Below are 25373 nucleotides of genomic sequence, written 5' to 3' on the forward strand. Positions count from 1 at the left end.
AACAATGTCAACAAAGAAACAACTCAGAATAGGATTAATTGGAACAGGTTTTATGGGTAGAACCCACTCCAATGGATATAACCGTGTGCCAAATTTTTTTCCGGAATTAGAATATACTCCTGTTTTAAAGGCAGTTTGTTCAAGAAATGCCGAAAAAGTACAGGCTTTCGCCGACCAATGGGGTTATGAATCAATCGAAACAGATTGGAAAACATTGATCGCACGCGATGATATCGATGCAGTAGATATCTGTACACCTAACGATAGCCACGCCGAAATCGCTATCGCTGCTGCCAAAGCAGGAAAAATGATTCTTTGCGAAAAACCACTTTCACGTAATCTGGAAGAGGGCGAAGCAATGGTTAAGGCTATTGAAGAAGCAGGAGTACAAAGCACAGTTTGGTATAACTACCGCAGATTACCTGCGGTAACACTAGCCAAACAAATTGTTGATTCGGGCAAATTAGGCAAAATATATCATTACCGCGCTAATTTCTTGCAAGACTGGACCATCAGTGCTGACCTTCCGCAAGGGGGAACAGGCTTATGGAGAATGGATTCAGAAGCCGCAGGTTCTGGTGTAACCGGAGATTTATTGGCACACTGTATTGATACAGCCATGTGGTTGAATGGGGCTATTACCGATGTTTCCGCGGTAACTGAAACATTCGTAAAAGAACGTATGCACCAGTTAACAGGTAAAGTTCAACCCGTAGGTATCGATGATGCCTGTATCTTCCATTGTCACTTTGCGAATGGTTCACTGGGGCTTTTTGAGTCGACGCGCTACGCACGTGGTCACAAAGCGTTGTATACTTTTGAAATCAATGGTGCTGATGCATCTATTCGTTGGGATTTACATGATTTGAACCGCATGGAATATTTCGACCACCGCGACGATTCTATTGTGCGTGGCTGGCGTTCAATCATCGTCACAGACGGCGACCAACCATATATGAATAAATGGTGGGTTGGTGGCTTAGGCATTGGCTATGAGCATAGCTTTATCCATCAGGTAGCCGACTTCTTAAAAAGCCTGGAAGAAGGAAAGCCTTGTTCACCAACTTTCAAAGAGGCGTTGCAAACCCAGAAAGTATGCGAAGCCGTTATTAATTCGGCTAATAGCAGAAGTTGGAAAGATACCAACGTAGATGGTGATTTTGTATAAATCAAAGCAATAAAATGATAATGCTGACAAGGTTCAAATCTTGTCAGCATTTTTTAATCTATGAGTCAGAAGAGAATCCTTGAGGTACAAAATCTTTGTAAGTCTTTTTCAGGAGTGAAAGTTTTACACAATATTACTTTTAATCTTGAAATGGGAGAAGTTCATGCGCTGATGGGAGAAAACGGTGCAGGGAAATCTACCTTTATGAAGATTCTGATGGGATTGCTTCCGGCTGATTCAGGTGAAATTATTTTAGACGGAGAAAAAATACAGCATAGCAATGTTCACGAAATGTTGCAGAAAGGAATCTCAATGATTCATCAGGAAATATTGATGGTTCCTGAATTAACCGTTGCGCAGAATATCTTTCTTGGAAAAGAAATCCATCGTTTCAGTTGGTTAAACGATAAAGATATTTACAAAAAAACCAGAGAGTTATTAAAGACGCTAAATGTAAATATTGATGCGAATGCCAAAATGAAACACCTGAGCATTGCCGATAAGCAAATGGTAGAAATTGCCAAAGCTATCTCAAACAATGCTAAAATCATCATCATGGATGAGCCCACCTCGGCGCTTTCTGATAAAGAGGTTTCTACGCTTTTTGCTATTATTAAAGACTTAACAAGCAAAGGGGTCGCCATTATTTATATTTCCCACAAAATGGACGAAATCTATCAGATTTCAGATAGAATTACAGTCTTACGTGATGGGCAATACATTGCTACAAAATCTGCACAAGAACTACCAATTAAAGACCTAATTTCTATGATGGTAGGTAGAGAAATTGAAGACATTTTTCCTAAAACCGAATATGCGATTGGTGAAAACATCATCAGAGTCAATAATTTAAGCCAGACAGGAAAATTTGAAAACATCAACTTTGAAGTAAAATCAGGAGAAGTTTTAGGAATTGCCGGATTAGTTGGCGCCGGCCGCAGCGAAGTTGCCAGAGCCATAGCAGGATTAGACGAATTTGAAGAAGGTGAGATTTTTATTAATAAAAAGAAAGTAGTAATACCTTCACCAAAAGCTGCCATGAAATTAGGTATAGGTTATGTGAGCGAAGACCGCAAAGCATTAGGATTTATTCCACAATTATCTGTCAAGCAAAATATCACTTTATCATCTTTACCAAGCCTGTCAAATTTATGGTTTGTTTCTGATACGCAAGAAGAAGCATTGGCCAATCAGATGAAAAACAACCTAAAAATTAAAGCGTCAAGCGTGCATCAGAAATTGATGTATCTGAGTGGCGGCAATCAGCAGAAAGTAGTTATTGCTAAAGTTTTATCGTCTTCGCCTCAAATCATTATTTTAGACGAACCTACCCGTGGAATTGACATCGGAGCAAAATTTGAAATCTATAAATTAATCAATGAATTAAAGAGTAAAGGGTTAGCAATTATCCTTATTTCGTCTGAATTGCCTGAAATTTTTGGCATGAGCGACCGGATACTTGTATTGTCAAAAGGCAAACAAACTGCCCTATTGTCCAGACAAGAAGCTACCCAGGAAAAAGTCATGCAGTATGCAATACATTAAAAACCTAAGACAATACGGCATTCTTATTGCTTTTTTGGCCGTTTGTATTACCCTAAGTTTGAGCAGTCCCCAGTTTCTGACACTCTCAAACTGGTTAATTATTTTTACTCAGGTATCTATCAATGCCTTATTGGCTTTTGGTGTCACTTTCGTGATTATAACAGGAGGGATAGACCTCTCTATTGGATCAGTGGTGGCGGTCTCTGGTGTGGCAGCAGCCTTATTAGCCCGAGAGGATAGTTATCCTGTCATTGTTCCAATTCTTGGCGGATTATTCGCAGGATTATTATTTGGATTGCTAAATGGTTTCCTAATCACTAAAAGTAAAATTGCCCCATTCATTGTTACGTTAGGGGTGATGACCATTGGTCGCGGTTTAGCATTAATTATCAGCAAAGGTCGTCCAATATCTAATCTTTCTGAGTCATTTAATTTTATCGGTGGTGGTGCTATCCTGGGCATTCCATTCCCGATTATTATTTTATTTGTTGTGTTCATTATTTGCTCAATTGTCTTAAAAAAAACCATCTTCGGGCGCTATGTATATGCCGTTGGGGGCAATCAGCAAGCAGCGTGGGCATCAGGGATTAATGTCAATCAGGTTAAAATGGCAGTATATGCACTTTGTGGATTATTATCTGGTTTAGCAGGTATCTTGCTGACGTCAAGAATCACCACAGGCCAACCTAATGCCGGAATGAGCTTTGAATTAGATGCTATCGCAGCGTCAGTAATCGGCGGCTCAAGTACCTCAGGTGGTGTAGGAAGTATTCAGGGAACATTGTTTGGTGTAATCTTGATAGGCGTTTTAAATAATGGATTAGACCTCCTCAATGTGAGTTCGTATTATCAGCAAGTGGTGATGGGTGTTATCATTATTGGAGCAGTTTTATTAGATAGTTGGAATCAAAAAATTAAAGATTAATATGAAAAAAATCATCCTTTTTGCCGCGGTTTCATTGCTTCTATCATGTAATTCGGCTAAAAAAGAAGAAAAGGCAAAAATCAAAGTAGGCGCCACCATGCTCAGTATGCAAAACGAATTCATTGTCAATATCAGTGATGAGATGCAGAAAAAGGCAGATGAGCTTGGGATAGAATTGATTCTGGTTGATGCAGAACATTCACCTCTAAAGCAAATAGAACAGGTGGAGAGCTTTATCTCTCAGAAAGTAGATGTTATCATCATGAATCCATGCGAGTTAGAGGCAAGTTCGCCAGGAGTTACTAAAGCCTTAGCAGCGAAAATACCCATCATTAATGTTAACTCCGCTACGAGCACCTCCCCTACTGCTTTTGTGGGTTCAGATGATAGAGAATCCGGCAGAATTGCCATGAAGCATATTGCAGAAAAACTGGGTGGCAAAGGAAACGTAATGATGATTAATGGTTTCATGGGTCAGGCAGCACAAATTCAAAGAGAAGAAGGAGCCAAAGAAATTCTGAAGCAATATCCTGACTTGAAGTTAATAGCGAGTCAAACGGCCGAATGGGATAGAGCCAAAGGAATGGATCTCATGCAAAATTGGATTCAGTCTTATGGCTCAAAAATAAACGCAGTGTTCGCACATAACGATGAAATGGGTTTGGGGGCAGTAAAGGCACTCCAAGCGGCAGGAATGAAAGATAAGGTGCTTGTGGTAAGCATCGATGCCATTCAGGATGGGCTACAAGCCGTTAAAAATGGCTCTTTAGACGCCACAGTTTTTCAGAATGCGAAGCAACAAGGAGCAGGTGCTATTGAAACAGCATTAAAATTAGCTAAAAAAGAGCCAGTAAAAAAAGAAGTTATGATTCCGTTTCAGTTAGTTACCAAAAGTAATATCAGTGAGTTTTTAAAATAATTTTATTTACATACTAACCTATTATTGTATGAAAAAAATTATCATCCTCATTCTTCTTATCCCCGGACTTTCATTCTCCCAAAGTCAGCAGATAAAAGATTTTCAAGCACCACCTGATGCAGCCAAACCAAGAGTCTGGTGGCATTGGATGAATGGGAATATTACTAAAGAAGGCATCCGGAAAGACTTAGACTGGATGAAACAGGTAGGGATAGGTGGTTTTCAGAATTTTGATGCCAATTTGTTTACACCAGTAGTGGTACCTAAAAAGTTGGTTTTTATGCAGCCTGACTGGAAAGATGCTTTCAAATTCACAACCGAATATGCTGATAAAAACGGCCTTGAAATGGCTATTGCAGGTTCGCCAGGTTGGAGTGTAACGGGCGGCCCTTGGGTGAAACCGGAAGATGGTATGAAAAAATATGTCTGGACAGAATTAAAAATTGAAGGAGGAAAACCGTTTGTCGGAAAATTACCACAACCATCAGGTGCGCTTAGTAATTTTCAGAATGTTGAGGTTTTTGGTGAAGGTTTATCAGGGGGCTTTGTAGGGGCAAAACCTGATTTTTATAGAGATGCCTTAGTAATTGCTTATAGGGTTCCTGCTAAAGAAAAAACTTTGGCAGAACTCAATCCGAAGGTAACCTCAAGTGGAGGAGAATTTGACCTTAAAAAATTGACTGATGGTGATTTAAGCAAATCAACACCATTACCCCCTAAAGCCATAGATGAGGATATTTGGATTCAATATGAGTTTGATTCGCCGCAAACCTTCAAAGCATTGTCAGTTGTCGGGGCTAACCATGGCCCTTTAGAACAATTTAATGGTAGCCCTGAAAACAGATCTTTACAAGTAAGTGATGATGGTGTTAATTTCAGAGAAATCACCAGAATACATGGTAGTGCTGTGCCACAGACTACAGTTAGTTTTCCGCCAATTACGGCAAAATATTTTCGGTTTGTATATAAAACCCTTGCCTCTTCTGCCGGATTTGCAGCCATGATGGGGGGTAATGTACCTCCTCCGCGACCGGAGGGGGTAAGTATAGCAGAATTCGTTTTACATACTACCAGCCGCATTGATAAAGCTGAAGATAAAGCAGGTTTCTTACCTTGGACAGAAACCACCACTTCTTATTTACCTGATAATACTGATGCTATTGCCGCAAACGATGTGATAGATCTGACTTCAAAAATGACCCCGGATGGCACTTTAAGCTGGACGGCTCCAACCGGCAATTGGACGGTCGTTCGCTTAGGTTATTCACTAACTGGCCGTCAAAATCACCCAGCATCGCCGGAAGCAACAGGTTTAGAAGTAGATAAACTAGACAAAGAAGCAGTAAGGAGATATATTAATACCTATCTGGATATGTATAAAAATGCCACAGGTGGGATGATGGGAGCGAAAGGACTACAATTTATGGTGTTGGATAGTTATGAAGCGGGACACATGAACTGGACTAAAACATTTCCAGAAGAATTCAGAAAACGGCGCGGGTATGATATAATTAAATGGATTCCTGTTTTAACTGGAAGAGTGGTAAAAAGTGCAGAGGAAACCGAGAAGTTTTTGTGGGACTTCCGCAAGACCATTGGTGAAATGATAGCAGAGAATCATTATGATGTAATTGGTGAAGAATTGCATAAACGTGGGATGAAGCGTTATACTGAATCACACGAAGGTAAACGCATTTATCTGGCTGATGGTATGGATGTAAAACGCAATGCAGAAGTTCCAATGTCAGCTATGTGGACGCCAGGCAGTTTGGCAGGAGGTGAAAATGAGGAAGTTCGTAGCGAAGCTGATATTCGTGAGTCTGCTTCGGTTGCCAATATTTACGGTAAACCCTTTGTAGCTGCTGAATCCATGACTGCTGTACAAAATGCTTTTTCATGGCATCCTGAAAAGTTAAAACGCACAGCCGACCTTGAATTGGCATCCGGCTTAAATCGTTTTGTTATTCACACCTCAGTGCACCAGCCGCTGGACGATAAAAAACCCGGTTTTTCTCTTGGACCATTCGGACAGTATTTTACCCGTCAGGAAACATGGGCGGGTGCAGGGGCGAAAGCCTGGATGGAGTATTTAGGCAGAAGTTGTTATTTGCTTCAACAAGGCAAAAACGTAGCCGATATTTTATATCTATATGGTGAAAATACGAATATAACATGGGTTAGCAAAGAAAAATTACCCGACATTCCTAAAGGGTTTGAATTTGATTATGTAAACTCATCGGCCTTATTAAATGCCATACGCACTAAAAATGGTCAACTTGTTGCCAATAGTGGAAATACATATAAAGTATTGATGCTGGATGAGTCTACAAAGGCTATGACCTTATCAGTTCTGAAAAAAATCAAAGATTTGGTCGATGGTGGAGCAAAGGTAATAGGCAAAAAGCCTGAAAAATCGCCAAGTTTAGCTGATAATGAATTGGAGTTCAAGAAATTAGCTGAGGAAATCTGGTCGAAGAGTAATATAACAACCTTAGATAAACTTAATTTAAAACCAGATGTAATTATAAGTGGTGCAACGAATAAAATTCTATACCGCCATCGACAAAGTGCAGATCAGGATATTTATTGGGTCAATAACCGGGGAGATGAGCCAACTGATGCTGAAATAAGTTTCAGAGTCAATGGAAAAGTACCGGAATTATGGAACCCACAAACCGGAAAAACAGAAATGGTTTCCTATAAAATAGTAGGTGGCAGAACCATTATCCCATTGAAGTTTGAATCATGGGATGCCTATTTCATTGTTTTTAGAGGTAAAGGAGCAGCCCCAAGCCATACGAAAGCAGCAGTTAGCGAAAAAATGCTTGCTTCTATATCCGGCAACTGGAATGTAAATTTCAATGGTAAAATTGTAAATTTTGCAAAACTAAATTCCTGGACTGAAAACACTGATAATGATGTAAAGTATTTTTCAGGTACTGCTACTTACGAAAATACATTCAGTTTACCTTCAGTTGATAAACTTGGGAAGTATATACTTGATTTGGGCGAAGTGAAAAACATAGCAGAAGTCGTCGTTAATGGCAAGAATTTAGGTACTCTCTGGAAAAAGCCTTTTAGAATGGATATTTCGGAAGCTGTGAAATCGGATCAAAATAGCATTCAGGTTAAGGTTACCAATCTATGGGTAAATCGTTTAGTTGGCGATGCACAGCCTGACGCGAAGAAAACAACTTTCACTACCATGCCTTTTTATAGAAAGGACTCGCAGTTATTACCATCAGGCCTGCTAACATCCGTAAACTTGTATTTACGTAAATGATGGAATTTTGACAAAACAAAAAAGCAGTTACGTTTTTTATTCGTAACTGCTTGGTTATCAGTGTAGCGGGAAGCAGGATCGAACTGCCGACCTTAGGGTTATGAATCCTACGCTCTAACCATCTGAGCTATCCCGCTAAAAAGTATGATATAATTTAAAAATTTTGAACTGCTATTGCCTTCGTTTTTAAATTATGTTGCAAAATTAGGAAAAATTTTCTTACATTGCAAAAAATAAAATTCAACAAAGTGAATTTTAAGAGAAAAATCATATTAATTCTTGATAAAATCATTCATTCATACTGAATAGAATTGGGTATGAATGATTAACGAACTTTTTGATATGGGAAAATTTAAGTTTACTCGGGAGTATGAGTTTAAGGCGTCACCAAAAGTCTTATATCAATACATTAGCACACCCTCAGGACTGCAACAATGGTTTGCATCTAAAGTTAAATATGTGAATGATGGCAATTTTGATTTTGTTTGGGATAATGAAAGCCATCCTGCTCGTCTAACCTCACAGAGAATGAACAAAGCCACTAAATTCGATTTTCTTAATGATGACCAGAAGGGAAACTATGTTGAATTCAAATTAGAACAGAGCGAACTGACAAATGCCACTTTCTTTAAAATTATAGATAATTCAGATAATGATGATGCTTCTGAACTAGAAGACTTATGGGACGGAATGATTGATAAATTACGTGAGATAGTTGGTGGTTGATTTGTTAAATATGCTTAATACACTTGCGCAAACAAAATTCATTTAAGAATTTTGTGCGGGCAATGATTTATGTATTGGATGAAGAAAATTGATTTTTTGGTTATAAAGTCTTTTATAGGACCTTTTATATTAACTACCTGTGTGGTAGTTTTTATTTTTTTAATGCGTTTCTTGATGCTTTACTTTAACGATTTTGTAGGTAAAGATCTGGGTTATGATGTGTTTGGTAAGTTATTCGTATATTTTTCTTTAATTACAGTCCCTATTTCTCTTCCGTTAGCAACACTTCTGGCCTCTTTAATGTGTTTTGGAAATCTGGGCGAACATTCTGAGCTGACTGCAATTAAAGCTTCTGGAATTCCAATTTCGAGAGTATTACTACCAACTTTACTTTTTGCATTTGGTGTCAGCATATTTTCATTCTGGTTTAATAATACGGTAAGTCCATGGGCAAACCTAAAGGGTTATAGTTTATTGTATGACGTTAAAACCACCAAAGTAACTTTAAATATAAAAGAAGGAATTTTTTATGGTGAGTTGCCAGGTTATAAAATTAAGGTGATAAAAAAGTATCCTGATGGAAAAACTCTAAAGGGAATTACTATCTATAACCATACAACCAATGAGGGCAATATTAATGTAACATTGGCTGACTCTGGCAAAATGTATACAATGATGGATAATAATTATCTGGTGTTTGAACTATATAATGGGGTCAATTATATGGATTACAAAAATAACCCTGGTGGGGGTAATTATAATGAAACGCAATTTGTAAAAAACTCTTTTAAAAAAAACAGGCTTGTATTTGCTCTTGAATCATTCGGAATGAAAAGAACTGATGAATCTCAATTCAAATATCATGAATACATGAAAGATGTAGCTGCGCTTTCCAAACAAGTAGATTCAATTCATAAAGATATAGCTACGGCAAAAAAGGTCCAATTGGTTTCAATGGATCAGTTTTATAATCATCATTTAAAACGAATCATTAAAGATACCTCAAGTAAGAGAATAATTTTACCTGGTAAATGGGTAGATGAAAGAATGAAGCCATTACATGAAGAATCTAAAATTATGGAATCATTCGAGACGGCATTTACCCAGGCAAAGAGTGTGCAAGACCACTATAAGACCAATAACGACATTGAGAAGAGTAAAGTAAAAGACGCCAACAGAGCAGACGTGGAGCTTTGGCATAAGTTTACAATGGCCTTTGCCTGCTTTGTTATGTTCTTGATAGGATCATCGTTAGGTTCAATTATCAAAAAAGGTGGGTTTGGAATGCCAGTTTTGCTTTCTATAACCTTTTTTATACTCATGTACGTACTGATGCAATTAGGTGATAAATATGCTAAAGAAAATATTTGGTACGTAATTGTAGGCGTTTGGATGCCTGATACGGTTTTGTTGGCATTTGGTATATATTTTTTGTATAAAGCAACCAATGATGCCCGGTTATTCGATAGCGATATTTATGACGTTTATTTTGATAAACTCAAATCATATTGGAATTTAAAAATCCGAAAAAAGAATCGGTTTAAAACTGCATAAATGTTTATCACGATTCTTTACCCAGATTATAAAGGGTTAATTTCTAATTGAGTTCCAACATTGATATTTTTATCAATCAATTCAATTATGCTTATAAAATCTTTTTCGTTTTCGGCATAATCCAAATTATTGACATCAATAATGAGGAGTTTTCCGTGAGTGTAGAGATTTACAAAATCTTCGTATAATGCGTTTAGTTTGATCAAATATTCAGGATCAATATTTCTTTCAAAATCGCGATTTCGTTTGCCTATTTGTCGCTGCAACTTAGGCAAATCTGCTCTTAAATAAATCATAAGATCAGGGTGAGAGATTGCCTGAGTAATTGTATTAAACATACTTCTGTATGTCTGATAATCTATCTCATTGAATTTACCTGATTCATAGAGATTTCGTGCAAAAATATACGCATCTTCATAGATTGACCGGTCTTGAATAATTGTTCTGTCTTCAGTTATTTTTTTTATTTTTAAAACTTGTTCAAAACGACTATTCAAAAAATAAATTTGCAGATGGAAAGCCCATTTTTCCATATCTTCATAGAATGGTGGGAGATATGGATTACCCTCAACAGCTTCATATAATACTTCCCAACCATAATGTTCTGCTAATCTTGTTGCCAATGTAGTTTTTCCTGCTCCAATATTCCCGGTAATCGCAATATGCATTTATTGATGTTTTTTAAGTAGATATTTTTTCAAAATAAATGCTAAAATGACGAAAATCATAGAACATCAAAAATAACTTTTGTAATTTTGCGGTATTCAAATCAAGTCTGCGCCTTGAAATATTGAATTTTATTATGAAAACAGAAAAAATAACAACAGAAAACAACACTTCAAATCAAGCTTCGGCCCTGGTACAGGGTAAGTATTCAGTTCTATTATATTATATATACTCCCCTATCGTAAATGTGGTTGAGTATCGTGATATTCATCATCAATACTGTATAGACAATAATCTGCTTGGCCGTATTATTATTGCTCCCGAAGGACTTAACGGGACAGTATCAGGCTCAATTGAGGATTGTGAAAAGTATATGACCTGGGTTAAATCTGACCCTCGTTTTGCTGCCGTCGATTTCAAAGTTGAAAATCATCCTACACATGCATTTAATAAATTGTATGTGAGAATCAAAAAAGAAATTGTTCATTCTGAGTTACCAGTTAATCCACTAGAAAGAACAGGGAAACATCTGGAGCCTAAAGAATTTAAAGAAATTATTCAGAACGACCCGAATGTTGTTCTGGTAGATATGCGCTCTAATTATGAGCATTCAGTTGGGAAATTTAAAGGAGCTATTACTTTCGATATGGAAAATCTGCGGGAACTTCCAGACCATATGAAAGAAATTGAGCATTTGAAAGATAAAAAAGTAATTACTTACTGCACTGGTGGCATTAAATGTGAAAAAGCAAGTGCATATTTGCTCTCTCAGGGTTTTACAGACGTTTATCAGCTACATGGTGGTATTATTAAATACGGTTTAGAAGAAGGTGGAGAAAATTTTGACGGTAAATGTTATGTTTTTGATAATCGTCTGACAACCGAGGTTAATAAAATAAACCCGGAAGTGATTTCTAAATGTCATGTTTGCGGAACCATTTGTGACAGAATGGTCAATTGTGCAAATCCGGATTGTAATGAGCACGTGCCTATCTGTGAAAAATGTGGTGTTGAACTAGAAGGTGCTTGCTCAGTTGCCTGCAAAGAAAACCCAAGAAAGCGTTTTTATGATGGTACTGGTTATTATGCTAAAACAACTGATGGCTACAAACCTGAAATTGCGTTCAGAACCAGAAAAAACACTAAAAACTTACATATAGTTGAAGATTTGGGCTTATAAGCTTTAAAATCTTCATCTTTTACCTCAAATCAGTTTAATTTTAAAGTGATTTGAGGTATTTTTATATTTAAAAAAGCAATAAGTAAATTTCAATATGAAGCCAAAGTTTTTTTCACATCAATCTGATTTCCGTAAATGGCTGGAAGAAAACCATGAGAAAGAAAAAGAACTTGTCGTTGGATTCTATAAGGTTGATTCGGGCAAACCTAGTCTTACCTGGTCTCAATCGGTTGATGAAGCTTTGTGCTTTGGTTGGATTGATGGTATCAGAAAATCTGTCAACCATGAAAGTTATTGTATACGTTTTACTCCTCGCAGATCAACAAGCATCTGGAGCGCAGTAAATGTTAATAAAATGGAAGAAATGATTCCAAAAGGATTAGTTCAAAAGGCTGGGTTATTAGCCTATGAAAAGCTGAAAGATAAATCTAAAGCCTATACATACGAAAAAATAGACCAAAATATTCAATTTTCTTCCAAAAATGAGACTCAATTTAAATCAAACTCGAAAGCCTGGGAGTTCTTCCAAAAGCAGCCACCCTATTATCGTAAACAAATGACTAACTGGGTGGTTAGTGCTAAACAAATAAGTACCCAACTCTCAAGACTTGAAAAATTAATAATTGCTTGCCAAGAAGAAAAGAGGCTATAGCCTCTTTCGCATGACAAAATCATTCATGAAATATTCACCTATTGGAATATCTACTTCAGCAATTATCTCAAACCCCATTCTTTCATAAAAGAGTTTGGCCTTGTTGTAGCGATTCACATTTAAATCAAGACAATTGCCGCCTAAATCTTTTACCTGATTTTCAACCTCAGTCAATAGTTTTTTTCCAAGTCCACCACCCTGCAAATCAGGATTTAAATAGAGCTTGTTCAATTTATAAACCTGCTCATCTGAGTTTTTCAATGAATAAGAAGCAAAAGCTACCGGGGTTTCTTCGTTTTGGTCATCCAAAGCATACTGAATCACAAATACTTGTCCCTCATTCATTTGTTCTTTCAGTCCTTCCAGACTATAAATTAAATCGAACATATATTGCGGTTGTTCCTTTCCTAAAATGGGTTCATAAGTAGTAAACCACGTTTTTCGAGCAATTTCTTGAATAATAGCAATGTCTTTTGTGGTAGCGTGTTGATAAGTCAGCTTCATGTGTAAGAGAATTTTCTTTGCAAATATAAACTCTGCTAACATAACATTTTGTTAATTTGCATAAAATTACAATCTTTCCTATTACTTGTATTAAAGGGTAAATGAGTTTGATATACACTAAAAAACAAATATGAGACCACTTATTTTAGTAACAAACGATGATGGTATAACCTCAAAAGGGATTTCTGTTTTAATTGACATTGTAAGTAAGTTAGGCGACGTCTTTGTTGTTGCACCAGATAGTCCGAACTCAGGTATGGGGCATGCCATCACAGTAGATAGCACAATCCACATAAAAAAATCTAAGATTTTCAAAGAAATTGAAGCATATGAATGTTCAGGTACCCCTGCCGATTGCGTTAAACTTGCCAAACACCATTTCCTGAGAGGAAGAAAAATTGATTTAGTTGTTAGTGGAATAAATCATGGCATGAATGCCTCGGTATCAGTTCTGTATTCTGGTACCATGTCCGCAGCGGTAGAGGCTGCCATCGAGGGAATTCCTGCAATCGGGTTTTCATTAAATGATTTCAAATACGATGCTGATTTCAGCCACGTCAAACGCTCATTGAAAAAGATTGTTGAGAAATCATTGAAAAATGGTATTCCTTCGCATACTGCTTTAAATGTAAATTTCCCTGCTAAATCAGATACCCCAATAAAAGGCATTAAAATATGTCGTCAGACTAATGGCTATTGGAGAGAAGAGTTTGATGCCAGAACTGATCTATATGGACGCCCTTATTTCTGGATGGGTGGAGACTTTGTGAATCGTGAACCAGAAAGTGAGGACACAGATATTTGGGCAATGGATAATAATTATGTAGCGATTGTGCCTGTTCAAATTGACAGGACGGCCTATCCTGAGATTAAGGCATTAAAAAAATGGAAACTATAACTTTAAAAGTAGGATTTGTCTGTAGTATTTAACAATTTTAATTGTCAGTTTTTCTAAATTGACCAAGATTGATATGATTTACACTTCAATACCTTATATTTATTTAATATGGCAGTTTTAGGAAGTTTATTGAAAGGAAGTATAAAGTTTACGAGTACAATACAAAAGATAAGAAAAGTTAAACCACTGAAATGGCAAAAGAAGGCCTTTACGAAACTAATTGCTAAGGCTCGCTACACCCAGTTTGGAGAAGCATACCATTTCGATGAAATACTTAGTACCGCTATTTTTGAAAAAGGAACAGAGTTTTATGAGAAATTTCAGAAGCTTGTTCCTATATATGATTATAATAAGCTTTACGCTGAATGGTGGTATAAAGCACGGAATGGAGAAAAGAATGTATGTTGGCCGGGAAGAATCAAATACTTTGCTTTGAGCTCAGGTACTTCTGATGCAGCATCAAAGGCGATTCCAGTAACTAAGGATATGATAAAGTCAATCCAGAGAACTAGTATAAGCCAAATTATCTCTTTAGGTCATTATAACAAATTACCATCAAATATTTACGAGACAGGATACTTAATGCTTGGTGGCAGTACAGACCTTAATGAAGTTGATTCGCACTATGAAGGAGATTTGAGCGGTATTACCACCGGCACTCTTCCATTCTGGTTTCAGAACTTTTATAAGCCGGGTCAAAAAATTGCAGCTGAGCGAAATTGGGGCAATAAACTTGAAGAGATTACTGAAAATGCCAAAGACTGGAATATTGGTTTCTTAGCTGGCGTACCAGCCTGGCATACCATCCTTCTTGAAAAGATCATCAAGAGATATAATCTTAAGAATATTCATGAACTGTGGCCAAACCTAACAGCTTTTGCTTGGGGGGGTGTTTCTTTAGAGCCTTATAAACAGGGATTAGAAAAGTTATTTGGGAAGCCTGTTATTTATATTGAAACATATATGGCCTCAGAAGGCTTCCTCGCTTATCAGGATCGCCCTGATGGGAATTTAAGATTGGTGCTAAATCAGGGACTTTTCTTTGAATTTATACCTTTTAATGAAAATAATTTTGATGAAGATGGGAATGTAGTTGCAAAGCCACAAACATTGATGGTTCATCAGGTTGAAGAAGATGTTGATTATGCCTTATTAATATCCACTTGTGCTGGTGCCTGGCGTTATCTGATTGGTGACACGGTAAAATTCACGAATAAAAACCGGGCAGAGATAAAGATTACAGGTAGAACGAAGCACTTTTTAAGCCTGTGCGGAGAGCATTTGTCAGTCGATAATATGAATAATGCTATCGAATTAGTTTCGAAAGATTTAGGAATTGATATTCGTGAATTTACAGTAATAGGCATAAAACACCCGCCATTATTCGCTCATCAATGGTATGTAGCTACTGATGACAAAGTGGATGAAAAGCAATTATGCGAGTTAATTGATAAAAAGTTATTTGAGCTCAATGACGATTATGCAGTTGAAAGAGGTCATGCATTGAAAAATGTATTTTTAAGAGTTTTACCAACAAAGGCATTTTACGAATGGATGAAACTAAGAGGTAAAGAAGGTGGACAGCATAAATTTCCTAGGGTATTAAAAGGAAAATTGGTAGATGAGTGGGAAGATTTTGTTAAAAAGAATTATGATAAGGTTGGGGGTTAAACCCAACCTTTATTTTTTCTTGTATAAATCGTCGCTACCTTCGTTTGGTTTTGCTTTCAGAAAATCTGCAATCTGTTGTTCACTCATACCTAAATCGATTTTAACATCTGGTAAACTCTTCTTTAGTTCTTCTGCTCCTTTTAGTGTTACATTCGTTTTCCATAGATAGAGTTTTTTCAGGTTCTTCAAAGAGGCCAGTTGTTTGATGCCTGCATCAGAGATTTTTGTGCCTATCAGGTTGAGATACTCTAGATTTTTCAAAGTGCTTAGTTGGCCTAAACCATTGTCTGTAATTTTCGTTTGTTCTAAATGCAGTCTGGTTAGTTTTTCAAGCTTAGCTACTTCAGCTAATGCTTTATCAGTAATTTGAGTATCGCTTAATCTTAACCAAAGTGTTTGGTCTGAAGCTTTTGGAATAACACTCGCCTCGTTATCTGAGAATTTTGAATTATTAATATAACTAATTTCTACGTAATTATTATTCTGAGCAAAAGGAAGAATTAAGGCTCCTGATTTTTTCAATTCAGCTAAAGTATTGTCACTAATGGCATCGGTTGCTACACTCAAAAGTTTTTCTTCAATATTAAATTTGTCTTGCGGCACTCCTCCAGATGTTGAAGTACCTCCAGTTCCTCCTAGACTTGCAAGAATCGGTTTAACTGGCTCACTAACTTGAACCTGTGAAACTTTCTTATCAAATGGAGCGCCTTGCTCTATCCACCATTTCATTAAGGCCAATTCGTTCTCAGAAATTTGAGTTTTACCTTTAGGTGGCATATGATCATCGTCAGATTCTGGCAAAAGAATTCTTTTGATAAACTCACTTTCCTCCACATTATTCGCAACAAAAATGGATCCATGCTTCCCTCCTTTTTTAAACAATTCAATCTCATCAATTCTCAAATCACCCTTCATTTTATTGGCATTATGACATTGCTCACATTTCTGTTTAAAAATCGGCCTTATAATATCCTGATACACCATAGCTTCATTTATATTCTGAATCTTAGGTTGAGTTGCTTTGCTTTCTGATTCTTTCTCAGTTTTTTCTGGCATACCCAACCAAGCTCTGAAAGGTTGTGGTGTATTGTCAGTCAGATAAGTTTCACCATGTGTTAGATTTCCGCCATGGTGGCCCGCTACCATCATTAAGATTAATGAAAGTATTAAGGCAGGCGCATAAAGCACTTTATTTATCCCTACCCTTTCATTTAACCATGTATTTTTTGCTAGCCAGGCAATCCAGCAGAAAACTGCCAGCCATATTCCCTGCATTTTATGCTCCTCAAGCATTTCTTCATTGTAGCCTCCTTCTAATGAAAGGAAATATCCGGCAATACAGGCAAACGTGGCACTTATAGCCGAGACAAGAAGAATCACTTTAATAATGTCCTGACTAATGCTTAAACGCCCAGTAATTTTCAGGATTTCAAAAACACCAACAATAATCAGGAAACCGATTGGTAAATGCACTAAAAGTGGATGAAAGCGGCCAAAAAAAGAAGTCCACTCTGAAATGGCGAGGATAGGCATTAAAATGGATTTATTAAATAGTTAAGGTTGATTTTTCTCAAAGATACTAAGATTCAGAAAAAAATAAAATAGCCAAAGTCGTCGACTTTGGCTATTTTATAATTAAAATGAATATTTATTAATATCCCGGATTCTGAACAAGAGTAGGTTTGCCATCTTTCTGACTATTCAAGATTTCATCTTGAGGAAGTGGATAGTAGTTGTTTTTAGATGTAAATACCTTACCAGCCATATAACCACGTTTTCCGAATGTTCTGCCCGATGGTTCTTTTCCTGGAACAGCCTCTTCTTTAGCATATTTGTTCAATACACTTTCTGCAATACCCCAACGAACCAGATCAAAGAAACGATGACCTTCCATAGCAAACTCCAATCGAGATTCCATATGAACAGCGTTTCTTGCAAAATCAGCACCTTTTGAAGTGAAGGTTCCAGATGGATAAAGTTCAATTTTATAATTTACCGATGCATCCTGAACACTGCCATTTTTTGCGCGGTTACGAATCATATTAACTAATTCTTCACCTCTGCCCAAATTTCCCAGCTCAATTTCGCATTCGGCTAACCATAAGATTACTGAAGACAATTTGATAACTCTGTAGTTATTATTTGTACTACGTTTGTTAGTTGAGTGTGTACTGCTACTTTCTTCTGCTAAATAATACATCCATTTTTTACCAATGAAAGGACCAGCGTAAGTTTGGTCACGAACCCATGAAGAACCCGGCATTCCACCCCAATCAAGGAAGTTAACCCCTCTGCGACCAACTGTCCAGTCTAAACGTGGATCAACCGGAATAGATTTATCAAGAGTAAATGCAGTAGCTGCTGTGATTCCCTGATCGTTAGGTAAATCTACCTGATTAAAAGTATCTTCCGAACCATCTACTTTGGAGCCAATCATCGGCAATCCATTTTCATCAGTTTTAAATGCATTAACCAGGTTATGTGATGGTTGATAGAACCCACAACAACCTCTACCCGGAGCAGTTGATGAATAAGGCCAGTTAAGGTTGTCTCCTACGTTACCATTGTCACCATTTGTACCGTCATTTATAGAAAACTGTACTTCAAAAATAGATTCACCATTATTGTTGAAAGTACCATTTCTGTAATTCTCATGGTAATTCGTCATCAGTTTTTTACCAGAATTATTCAATATATCATCTAACAAAGTTTTTGCCTGTGCCCATTTCTTTTGGAAAACATAAGCTTTAGCTAAGAAAGCTTTTGCAGCCCATTGGGTAGCTCTACCTTTTTGTGATTGAACAGGTGGAAGATTTTTCATCGCAAAATCGAAATCAGCTTCAATTTTTGGCCAGATGTCTTCCGAGTTTGGAACTTTTGTAGAGTTCGGATCATCAGCTACATAAATTTTATCATCAATGTAAGGAACTTTATTCCACATTTTCTTACATTCAAAATGAAAGTAAGCTCTTAAAAAGCGTGCCTCTGCAACTACCTGATTTCTCTCGGCGTCAGTCATATCTTTAATGTCAGGGCTTCCAACGATTTGGATTACTTCATTCGCACGCGCTACACCATCATACATTCCCCACCATTTTCCAAGGAAATAGGTGTTATCTGCTAACCAGTTATATTGTTCAATAAATGATTGCTCTGGCTGGTCACCAGCATCGGTACCTTTAACGGCATCATCAGAAGCAACACCACCAAAAACGTAGTTTGAAGCCGTTGAGGTACGGCCAGTATTCCCTGATCCTACACCATCAAGCAAAGAGTAAACACCAACCAAAAGTGCATTAACACCATTTTTATTCTTAAGCTGGTCTAGCGAAGCACGACCTTGCGGTTTTATATCGAAAAACTTGTCTGAACAGGCAAAGTTTGTTGCGATCAATATTGTTATGATAAGTAATTTTTTCATTCTATTTTTTGAAAAATTTTTAATGATTAGAAACCTAAACGTAGACCTACTAAATACGATTTTGCTACTGGGTAGGCCCCTTCATCAATACCCATATGAATATCTTGGTTATCATTACCTGATCTTCTCAAGTTAATGTCTGGATCAAGACCAGTATATTTAGTAATAGTCAACAGGTTTTGTCCCTGAACATATACCTGAGCTGAGCCTAAGCCAATTTTCTTAACCCATGCTGTCGGAACTGAATAAGTTAACTGCACGTTTTTCAAGCGGAAATAAGAACCATCTTCAATGAAGTAAGAGGAGATTTGCTGGCTGGTAGCGTCACTTGCATTTAAGCGAGGTAATTTAGCATCATCACCTGGTTTTTTCCACGAATTATACAACATATCTTTTGATCTGTTACCCTGGAAAGTGTTAAAGTCTGTCCAATATCTAACATAATTGAAGATTTCGTTGCCTTGTGTACCTTGACCAAATAATGTTAAATCCCAGTTTTTATAGCCTAAGTTGATATTCACACCATAAGTAAAGTCAGGATGAGGGTTACCAATGATCGTTCTATCGGCCGCAGTAATTACACCGTCACCGTTCATATCTCTGAATTTGAAAGTTCCAGCTCTTGTATAGGTACCAAATTTAGGAGCCGCAGCTGCCTCGGCATCATCTTTAATAACGCCATCAACAAAGTAACCATAGTAGCTTGCAATTGGCAAACCGGCTTTAGTAGCAGAAATAGCCGGAAGACGAGTAGTGAATCCAAAGATTGTCGCGTTAGGATCATTATTTAATTTAACAACGTTATTTTTATAATGTCCAAAATTAACACCCACTGTATATCTGAAATCACCTACTTTATCTCTGTAGTTTAAACCAAGATCAAAACCTTTATTTTGTACTTCACCAATATTGGTATAAGGCACAGTACCAGTTCCCGAAGTTCTTGGAATTGCAATTTGAGTTAACATATCAGAAGTAACACGGTTGTATAAATCCAATATAACTTCTAGTTTGCTGTTAAACAATACCGCATCTAAACCAATATTTGTTGAGGTTGTAGTTTCCCATTTACCTTTAGGGTTACCAAACTGAACAAGGTCAAATCCTCCTACGATTGATGTTCCTGTACCGTTGATATCATAGGCATTCTGAATAGGGTTTGCAGCATATTGTGTATAAGCATTGTAAGGAAGTGGAATATTCTGGTTACCGGTTTTACCCCAACCTAAACGAATCTTCATGTCGTTCACAAATTTAAGATCTTTCATGAACGCATATTCTGACAAACGAACACCCACAGAAAATGCAGGAAATGTAGCGTATCTGTTTTCTGACGAGAAACGAGATGAACCATCACGACGGTAGGTAAAATCTGCAAGATATATATCTTTAAACGCATAGTTAACTTTACCAAATTGTGAGAACAAGGCAAAGATATTAGCACCTGCTCCTGAGTTATTCAAACCTGCAGCAGACCCAGCATCAAGATAACGATAATCTAAAGCATCAAATGCGAAGTTACTTCTATTAGCTTGGAAACCAAATGAATAATTGGTGATGGCTTCTGTACCTAGCAAAACATTTAAGCTATGTGATCCAAACTCTCTACTATAGTTTAAAGTATTAAACCAGGTTACTGCTCTATCAAAGTTATTAATAACGTTCAAGCTATTTGATGCTCTTGCCTCAGCGGCTTCAATATCACGGTGAAAATATTCAGATCTGTTCGATTGATTATACTCTAGACCTAAACTTGTTCTGGCTTTCAGACCTTTGATGATATCAAGCTCTGCAAACACGTTTCCGAAGATATGAGTACCTTTGGTAATGTTATCTTTCTCACGATACAATCTTGCTAATGGATTGGGTGCATTTCCAAGGTTTACACCCTTACTACCTGCAAAACCGTTATAATCTGATAAATTAGTTCCACCTAATGCAGCAGGCCCGCCAGTAATGTCAAATACAGGAATAATCGGGTGAACACGAATCGCAAACATAATCGGGTTTGATTCGTCATTGTTAGTAATACCTTGTCTTTCGTCATACGATACCGTTAAGTTTTCACCCAAAGTGAATCTACCTTTCTTAAATTCAGTATTTGCTCTTACTGAATATCTATTGTATTTGGTATATCTTAAGATACCATCTTGTTTGAAATAGTTAGCAGAAATCGCATATTTTGCATTATTTGAACCACCACTTGCACCAATCTGGTAGTTTGAAATTGGAGCAGGATCGAAGATTACATCTTGCCAGTTAGTTCCTTCTTTATTAGCTTTTGTAATATTAAATGCCGTTTTACCTAGGTTTGGGTCAGCAATATCGTTGGTATAGGTAATACCTGCTGGTAGAGCGCCATATACGTTTGGATAAATATAATCTGCAACAGTTTGCTCACCATTAGGACCAAATTTATACTGAACAGAAGGAGAAGTTGTAGAAGGATTTCTTCCTGCACCTAATTCTGCCTCATAAAGGTATTGCCCTAATTCCTTTGTATTCAATAAATCAAGCATTTTGCCTGGTCTTTGTGTACCAGTGTAAAAATCAAATGTAAAACTCGGCTCACCTGGTTTACCTTTTTTAGTTGTAATAATAACAACCCCATTGGCAGCACGAGAACCATAGATTGATGCAGCAGAGGCATCTTTTAAAACCTGCATTGACTCAATGTCGTTAGGGTTCAACTGATTCAATGTACCTTGTGCCGGCACACCATCAATTACATAAAGTGGGCTATTATTGTTGATTGACCCAAATCCACGGATACGTACCATGGTACCCCCACCTGGAGAATTGTCGTTTCCAACAACTACCCCTGCAGCTCTACCCTGAAGCATTTGTGTAACACTGGCAGCAGGCGTTGCTGTCAATTCTTTAGCACTTACCACAGTTACCGCACCTGTAATGTCTTTCTTACGTTGCGAAGCATAGCCCGTTACTACAACCTCGTTAAGAGATTTCGTATCTGAATTCAACGAAACACTAATCTCAGAACGATTACCAATTACTTCTTCTTTCGATTCATAACCAATGGACGAAAAAACGATTGTGCCGCCATTCTGCGGAACATCTAATGAATAATTACCATTGGCATCTGTTGAAGTACCTTTTGTACCTCCTTTGATTAGGACTGTTACCCCTGGAAGGCCAATTTGGGCATCGGCATCAACAACTTTACCTGTAATTTTTCTTTGGGCAAAAGCAGCAGACCCGAGGATAAAAAATAGCAGCAATAGAGCTCTTGCCCTAATAGGAATAGAGTAGGATTGTTTCATGAAAAAATATAAAATTAGGTTAATAAAAACAGTGCAATAATATTACGATTCAAATATAAAGTTTTACTTTTTCTATTTTTAAAATTGAACAAAGAATTTCTTAAGACCTAAGAAATTCAGAAGCATTAAAAAAATAGGGTTGGATGGCTTAAGTTTTAACGCAATATTAAAAACTATTACAATAGTATTATATTAAGAGTAAATATAAAAATAGGTACATACAGAAAAACAGCCAAAATCTTATGCAAACGTTTTAAATTGATTGTAGTTAACAAAAAAATTAAATTTACAAGTCGGTAATCCCAAAATATAAATTAAAACTATTCAACCTTTTTAAATTAGCTCATATAAATCACTTTTTGAGTTCCTAAAACCCAGGTGGTAGACAGTCATTGTTAGGTTCAAATAAATAAAGAGTCTTAGCACAGGCTTTACTTGCCTCTCATATCGACCTTATTTAAAAAGGTTCCCATCATAAGGCCAACTTTATTGGAATCCTATTCTTGTTAAGATTGAACTATTGCGCTTGAATAATCATCTGTGCTCTCTATCGAATCTCATACAGATAATTGCTATAATTGATGGCAAACAACATCATAAATAATACAATCAGGAACAAAAATGAATAATTCTATCTGGGTTTAGTCAAAATATAAAACCATATTTGTTGTTTATTTCCGGTAATTATTTACTTAATTTTTAACCTTGGGCAAAATATTCTAATTTCGCAGAATGAATGAGAATCTTAACCCTTGGACAATCCTCGATAGGGAGGTGAAATATGAAAACAACTGGATAAAAGTGGTTCATCAGAATGTACTAAATCCAAACGGTGGAAAAGGTATTTACGGCACTGTTGAATTTAAAAACATCGCAATCGGGATTATACCTATTGACAAAGAAGGAAATACCTGGTTAGTAGGTCAATACAGATTTCCAATCGAAGAATATTCCTGGGAAATACCTGAAGGCGGAAGCCCTGAAGGCGAAGACATTCTTGAAACAGCTAAAAGGGAGCTTCTTGAGGAGACTGGATTAATTGCACAAAAATGGACAATGATTTCCAGACTCCATACCTCAAACTCCGTATGTAAAGAAGAGGCATTTATCTTCCTAGCTGAAGATTTAACACAAAGGGAGAGCCAGCCAGAAGAAACTGAACAGTTGCAAATAAGAATGGTGCCAATAAAAGAAGCTTATCAAATGGTAATGGCGGATAAAATTACAGATTCAATGAGTGTAGCTGGATTATTAAAAACGATGATTTTACGATTTCCCAATCTTTTATAAATTAAAACCCAAATAACACCAATATGCTAGAAGCGATTTCCTTAGGTTTTTTTACCGGATTAGTATTAAGTTTCGGATTTGGAAGCGTATTTTTTGCATTAATTCAAAATAGTATTGATTACGGCTATATGGCGGGTGTAAAAATATCTTTGGGTGTTGTATTCGGAGATATAATTATGATTGTCATTGCCTATTTTGGCACCTCCTTTCTTCCTGAGATTCCTCATTTTGCAACCTTTTCTCGAATTTTTGGCTCCCTTTTATTGGTAGGTTTAGGTGTCGCACAATTCAGTAATGCAAAGCCCATCTCTCATATACAGGATTTCAAATTAGCCCGATTTTTTTATTTTTTTGGAAAAGGCTTCCTACTAAATGTTATTAATCCTGTTAATTTTATTTCCTGGATGGTTGTTTCTGCAACCTTAAAAGGTTATAAATATGATATTTATGACGAAACAGCTTATTTTGCCTCTTGTGTTATCGTAATCTTTGCCATGGAGTCGGCGTTCGCCATTTTTGCTGATAAAATAAAAAACAGGATGAATAACCTTACTATTCAGAGAGTAAAATATTTTTCAGGAATAGTATTTATCGGGATTGGCATGAAATTGATTTACGATATATTTTAGAGTATTTTCAAAACAAAAATGGGAGGCCTTTCGGACTCCCATTTTTGTTTACCTAATTTATATACCAGCCTTGGCATTGGCATCTTTCTGATGCATTGCCTGCATTTGCTTCATTGTTCGTTCCATCCCATCAACAGAACCATCCAGGAAGATAACATTTCCTTTGCCTTCTTCTGCAAAGTGTTTTAATGATTCTGTCCAGAGTGAGAATAAGATTAGCGAAGAATCCAGATTAGCTTTTTCCATCTCTTTCGCAGCTATAGCCATACCTTTAGCAACCTCTTCTCTGAATTGCGCCAGACCTTGACCTCTTAATCTTGAAGCCTCACGTTCTGCTTCTGCTTGGATTCTGATATAATTACCTTCAGCCTCTGCTGCTTTTGTCTTGGTAATTAATAAGGCTTGCCCTTCATTTTCAGCGGCAGCTTTTGAGTTACTTGAAGCCACTACCTTTGCCATTGAGCGAATAATTTCCTCATCAAAAGTAATATCATTTATTTGAAGATCAATTAAGTGATAACCCCAGCCCAATAAAATATGATCCAGATTTTCTTTTACATCTAATACGATTTCCGTGCGAAGGCTCAAAATTTCAGCCTGTCTTTTGGTTGCTACAAAACTACGGATTGATCCCTCAATTGAACGAACCAAAGCCTGCATAAAGTTGGCCTGGTCAATGAATTTAAAAGCCACATTTTTAATTGATTCTTCCTGCTGATCAGTTACCGTATATAATAACATTGCTTTAAAATATACATTCGCCTGATCGTTTGTAATAGCCTGAAATTGTAGTTCTGCTGAGCGGTTCTGAATAGAAATAGTACGAAAAACGAATTCAATAAACGGAATCTTAAAATTAAGACCTGGTGTCATGATTCGCTGGTATTTACCGAAAACAGTAATAACAGCCACATTTCCTTGCTGAACTATCACTACCGATAAATAAAGAACAATAATTATGACGACAATTGCGATTATAGCACTCATAAGATTATAAAGGTTTAGTTAAAATAATGGGTCAAATGTAGTTTGCTTGCGGAAACCTACGAACTTTTTATAGA

Annotated in this window: 19 protein-coding genes and 1 tRNA gene; 13 read left to right on the forward strand and 7 right to left on the reverse strand. The window is 36.8% G+C overall.

Features of this window, described 5'->3' with window-relative positions; genetic code table 11:
- The first annotated feature begins 4 nt into the window (after positions 1-4).
- Genes ACYVFA_RS05875 through ACYVFA_RS05895 form a run of 5 tightly spaced genes read left to right on the forward strand, consistent with a single transcriptional unit; the run spans position 5 to position 7840 of the window.
- A complete protein-coding gene (locus tag ACYVFA_RS05875; RefSeq protein ID WP_460470877.1) occupies positions 5-1168 on the forward strand; it encodes a Gfo/Idh/MocA family protein in 1164 nt (387 codons plus the stop codon).
- A 60-nt stretch (positions 1169-1228) separates the two neighbouring features.
- On the forward strand, positions 1229-2713 hold the full coding sequence (locus ACYVFA_RS05880) for a sugar ABC transporter ATP-binding protein (protein ID WP_460470878.1): 1485 nt from the start codon (positions 1229-1231) through the stop codon (positions 2711-2713).
- Complete coding sequence (locus ACYVFA_RS05885; protein ID WP_460470879.1) at positions 2700-3638, forward strand: ABC transporter permease; 939 nt, start codon at positions 2700-2702, stop codon at positions 3636-3638. The genes ACYVFA_RS05880 and ACYVFA_RS05885 overlap by 14 nt, the downstream gene beginning before the upstream one ends.
- Before the next feature lies 1 nt (position 3639).
- Complete coding sequence (locus tag ACYVFA_RS05890; protein ID WP_460470880.1) at positions 3640-4557, forward strand: sugar ABC transporter substrate-binding protein; 918 nt, start codon at positions 3640-3642, stop codon at positions 4555-4557.
- A 28-nt stretch (positions 4558-4585) separates the two neighbouring features.
- Positions 4586-7840 (forward strand): glycosyl hydrolase family 2 protein, encoded by a 3255-nt coding sequence (locus tag ACYVFA_RS05895; RefSeq protein ID WP_460470881.1) that lies wholly within the window; start codon positions 4586-4588, stop codon positions 7838-7840.
- Positions 7841-7903: 63 nt separating this feature from the next.
- On the opposite strand, the gene ACYVFA_RS05900 is transcribed toward ACYVFA_RS05895, so the two are convergent.
- A tRNA-Met gene (locus ACYVFA_RS05900) sits at positions 7904-7977 on the reverse strand.
- A 205-nt stretch (positions 7978-8182) separates the two neighbouring features.
- On the opposite strand from ACYVFA_RS05900, the gene ACYVFA_RS05905 reads away from it, so the two are divergent.
- Positions 8183-8566, forward strand: coding sequence for an START-like domain-containing protein (locus tag ACYVFA_RS05905; protein WP_460470943.1), 384 nt, complete (start codon positions 8183-8185; stop codon positions 8564-8566).
- A 78-nt stretch (positions 8567-8644) separates the two neighbouring features.
- Positions 8645-10120, forward strand: a complete 1476-nt coding sequence (locus ACYVFA_RS05910; RefSeq protein ID WP_460470882.1) for an LptF/LptG family permease — start codon at positions 8645-8647, stop codon at positions 10118-10120.
- Positions 10121-10146: 26 nt separating this feature from the next.
- On the opposite strand, the gene ACYVFA_RS05915 is transcribed toward ACYVFA_RS05910, so the two are convergent.
- Positions 10147-10788, reverse strand: coding sequence for a deoxynucleoside kinase (locus tag ACYVFA_RS05915; RefSeq protein ID WP_460470883.1), 642 nt, complete (start codon positions 10786-10788; stop codon positions 10147-10149).
- Between the two features lie 134 nt (positions 10789-10922).
- Here ACYVFA_RS05915 and trhO point away from each other — a divergent pair, with 134 nt between their 5' ends.
- Complete coding sequence (trhO, locus tag ACYVFA_RS05920) at positions 10923-11966, forward strand: rhodanese-related sulfurtransferase (protein ID WP_460470884.1); 1044 nt, start codon at positions 10923-10925, stop codon at positions 11964-11966.
- Between the two features lie 94 nt (positions 11967-12060).
- The gene (locus ACYVFA_RS05925) at positions 12061-12618 is read left to right on the forward strand and encodes a YdeI/OmpD-associated family protein (RefSeq protein WP_460470885.1); all 558 of its coding nucleotides are present in this window, start codon (positions 12061-12063) and stop codon (positions 12616-12618) included.
- Here the strand turns inward: ACYVFA_RS05925 and ACYVFA_RS05930 are convergent.
- Complete coding sequence (locus ACYVFA_RS05930) at positions 12613-13122, reverse strand: GNAT family N-acetyltransferase (RefSeq protein ID WP_460470886.1); 510 nt, start codon at positions 13120-13122, stop codon at positions 12613-12615. The two genes, ACYVFA_RS05925 and ACYVFA_RS05930, sit on opposite strands and share 6 nt — an antisense overlap.
- Before the next feature lie 130 nt (positions 13123-13252).
- Between ACYVFA_RS05930 and surE the strand changes: the two genes are divergently transcribed.
- Both surE and ACYVFA_RS05940 read left to right on the forward strand, forming a co-directional pair.
- Positions 13253-14020 carry a 5'/3'-nucleotidase SurE gene (surE, locus tag ACYVFA_RS05935; RefSeq protein ID WP_460470887.1) on the forward strand — a complete coding sequence of 256 codons (768 nt, stop codon included), beginning with the start codon at positions 13253-13255 and terminating at the stop codon, positions 14018-14020.
- Positions 14021-14128: 108 nt separating this feature from the next.
- Positions 14129-15691, forward strand: coding sequence for a GH3 domain-containing protein (locus ACYVFA_RS05940; RefSeq protein ID WP_460470888.1), 1563 nt, complete (start codon positions 14129-14131; stop codon positions 15689-15691).
- A 9-nt stretch (positions 15692-15700) separates the two neighbouring features.
- Here ACYVFA_RS05940 and ACYVFA_RS05945 read toward each other — a convergent pair whose 3' ends face one another.
- From ACYVFA_RS05945 to ACYVFA_RS05955, 3 genes are all read right to left on the reverse strand, one after another.
- Positions 15701-17224 carry a c-type cytochrome domain-containing protein gene (locus ACYVFA_RS05945; protein WP_460470889.1) on the reverse strand — a complete coding sequence of 508 codons (1524 nt, stop codon included), beginning with the start codon at positions 17222-17224 and terminating at the stop codon, positions 15701-15703.
- Between the two features lie 118 nt (positions 17225-17342).
- Complete coding sequence (locus ACYVFA_RS05950) at positions 17343-19112, reverse strand: RagB/SusD family nutrient uptake outer membrane protein (protein WP_460470890.1); 1770 nt, start codon at positions 19110-19112, stop codon at positions 17343-17345.
- A 26-nt stretch (positions 19113-19138) separates the two neighbouring features.
- Positions 19139-22393, reverse strand: a complete 3255-nt coding sequence (locus tag ACYVFA_RS05955) for a SusC/RagA family TonB-linked outer membrane protein (RefSeq protein ID WP_460470891.1) — start codon at positions 22391-22393, stop codon at positions 19139-19141.
- A 732-nt stretch (positions 22394-23125) separates the two neighbouring features.
- On the opposite strand from ACYVFA_RS05955, the gene ACYVFA_RS05960 reads away from it, so the two are divergent.
- Together ACYVFA_RS05960 and ACYVFA_RS05965 are read left to right on the forward strand one after the other, a co-directional pair.
- Complete coding sequence (locus ACYVFA_RS05960) at positions 23126-23683, forward strand: NUDIX hydrolase (RefSeq protein ID WP_460470892.1); 558 nt, start codon at positions 23126-23128, stop codon at positions 23681-23683.
- A gap of 23 nt (positions 23684-23706) precedes the next feature.
- Complete coding sequence (locus ACYVFA_RS05965; protein ID WP_460470893.1) at positions 23707-24312, forward strand: LysE family translocator; 606 nt, start codon at positions 23707-23709, stop codon at positions 24310-24312.
- A 57-nt stretch (positions 24313-24369) separates the two neighbouring features.
- Here the strand turns inward: ACYVFA_RS05965 and ACYVFA_RS05970 are convergent, their stop codons facing one another.
- On the reverse strand, positions 24370-25299 hold the full coding sequence (locus ACYVFA_RS05970) for an SPFH domain-containing protein (protein WP_460470894.1): 930 nt from the start codon (positions 25297-25299) through the stop codon (positions 24370-24372).
- Between the last annotated feature and the right edge of the window lie 74 nt (positions 25300-25373).

The organism is Emticicia fontis, from assembly GCF_054779675.1.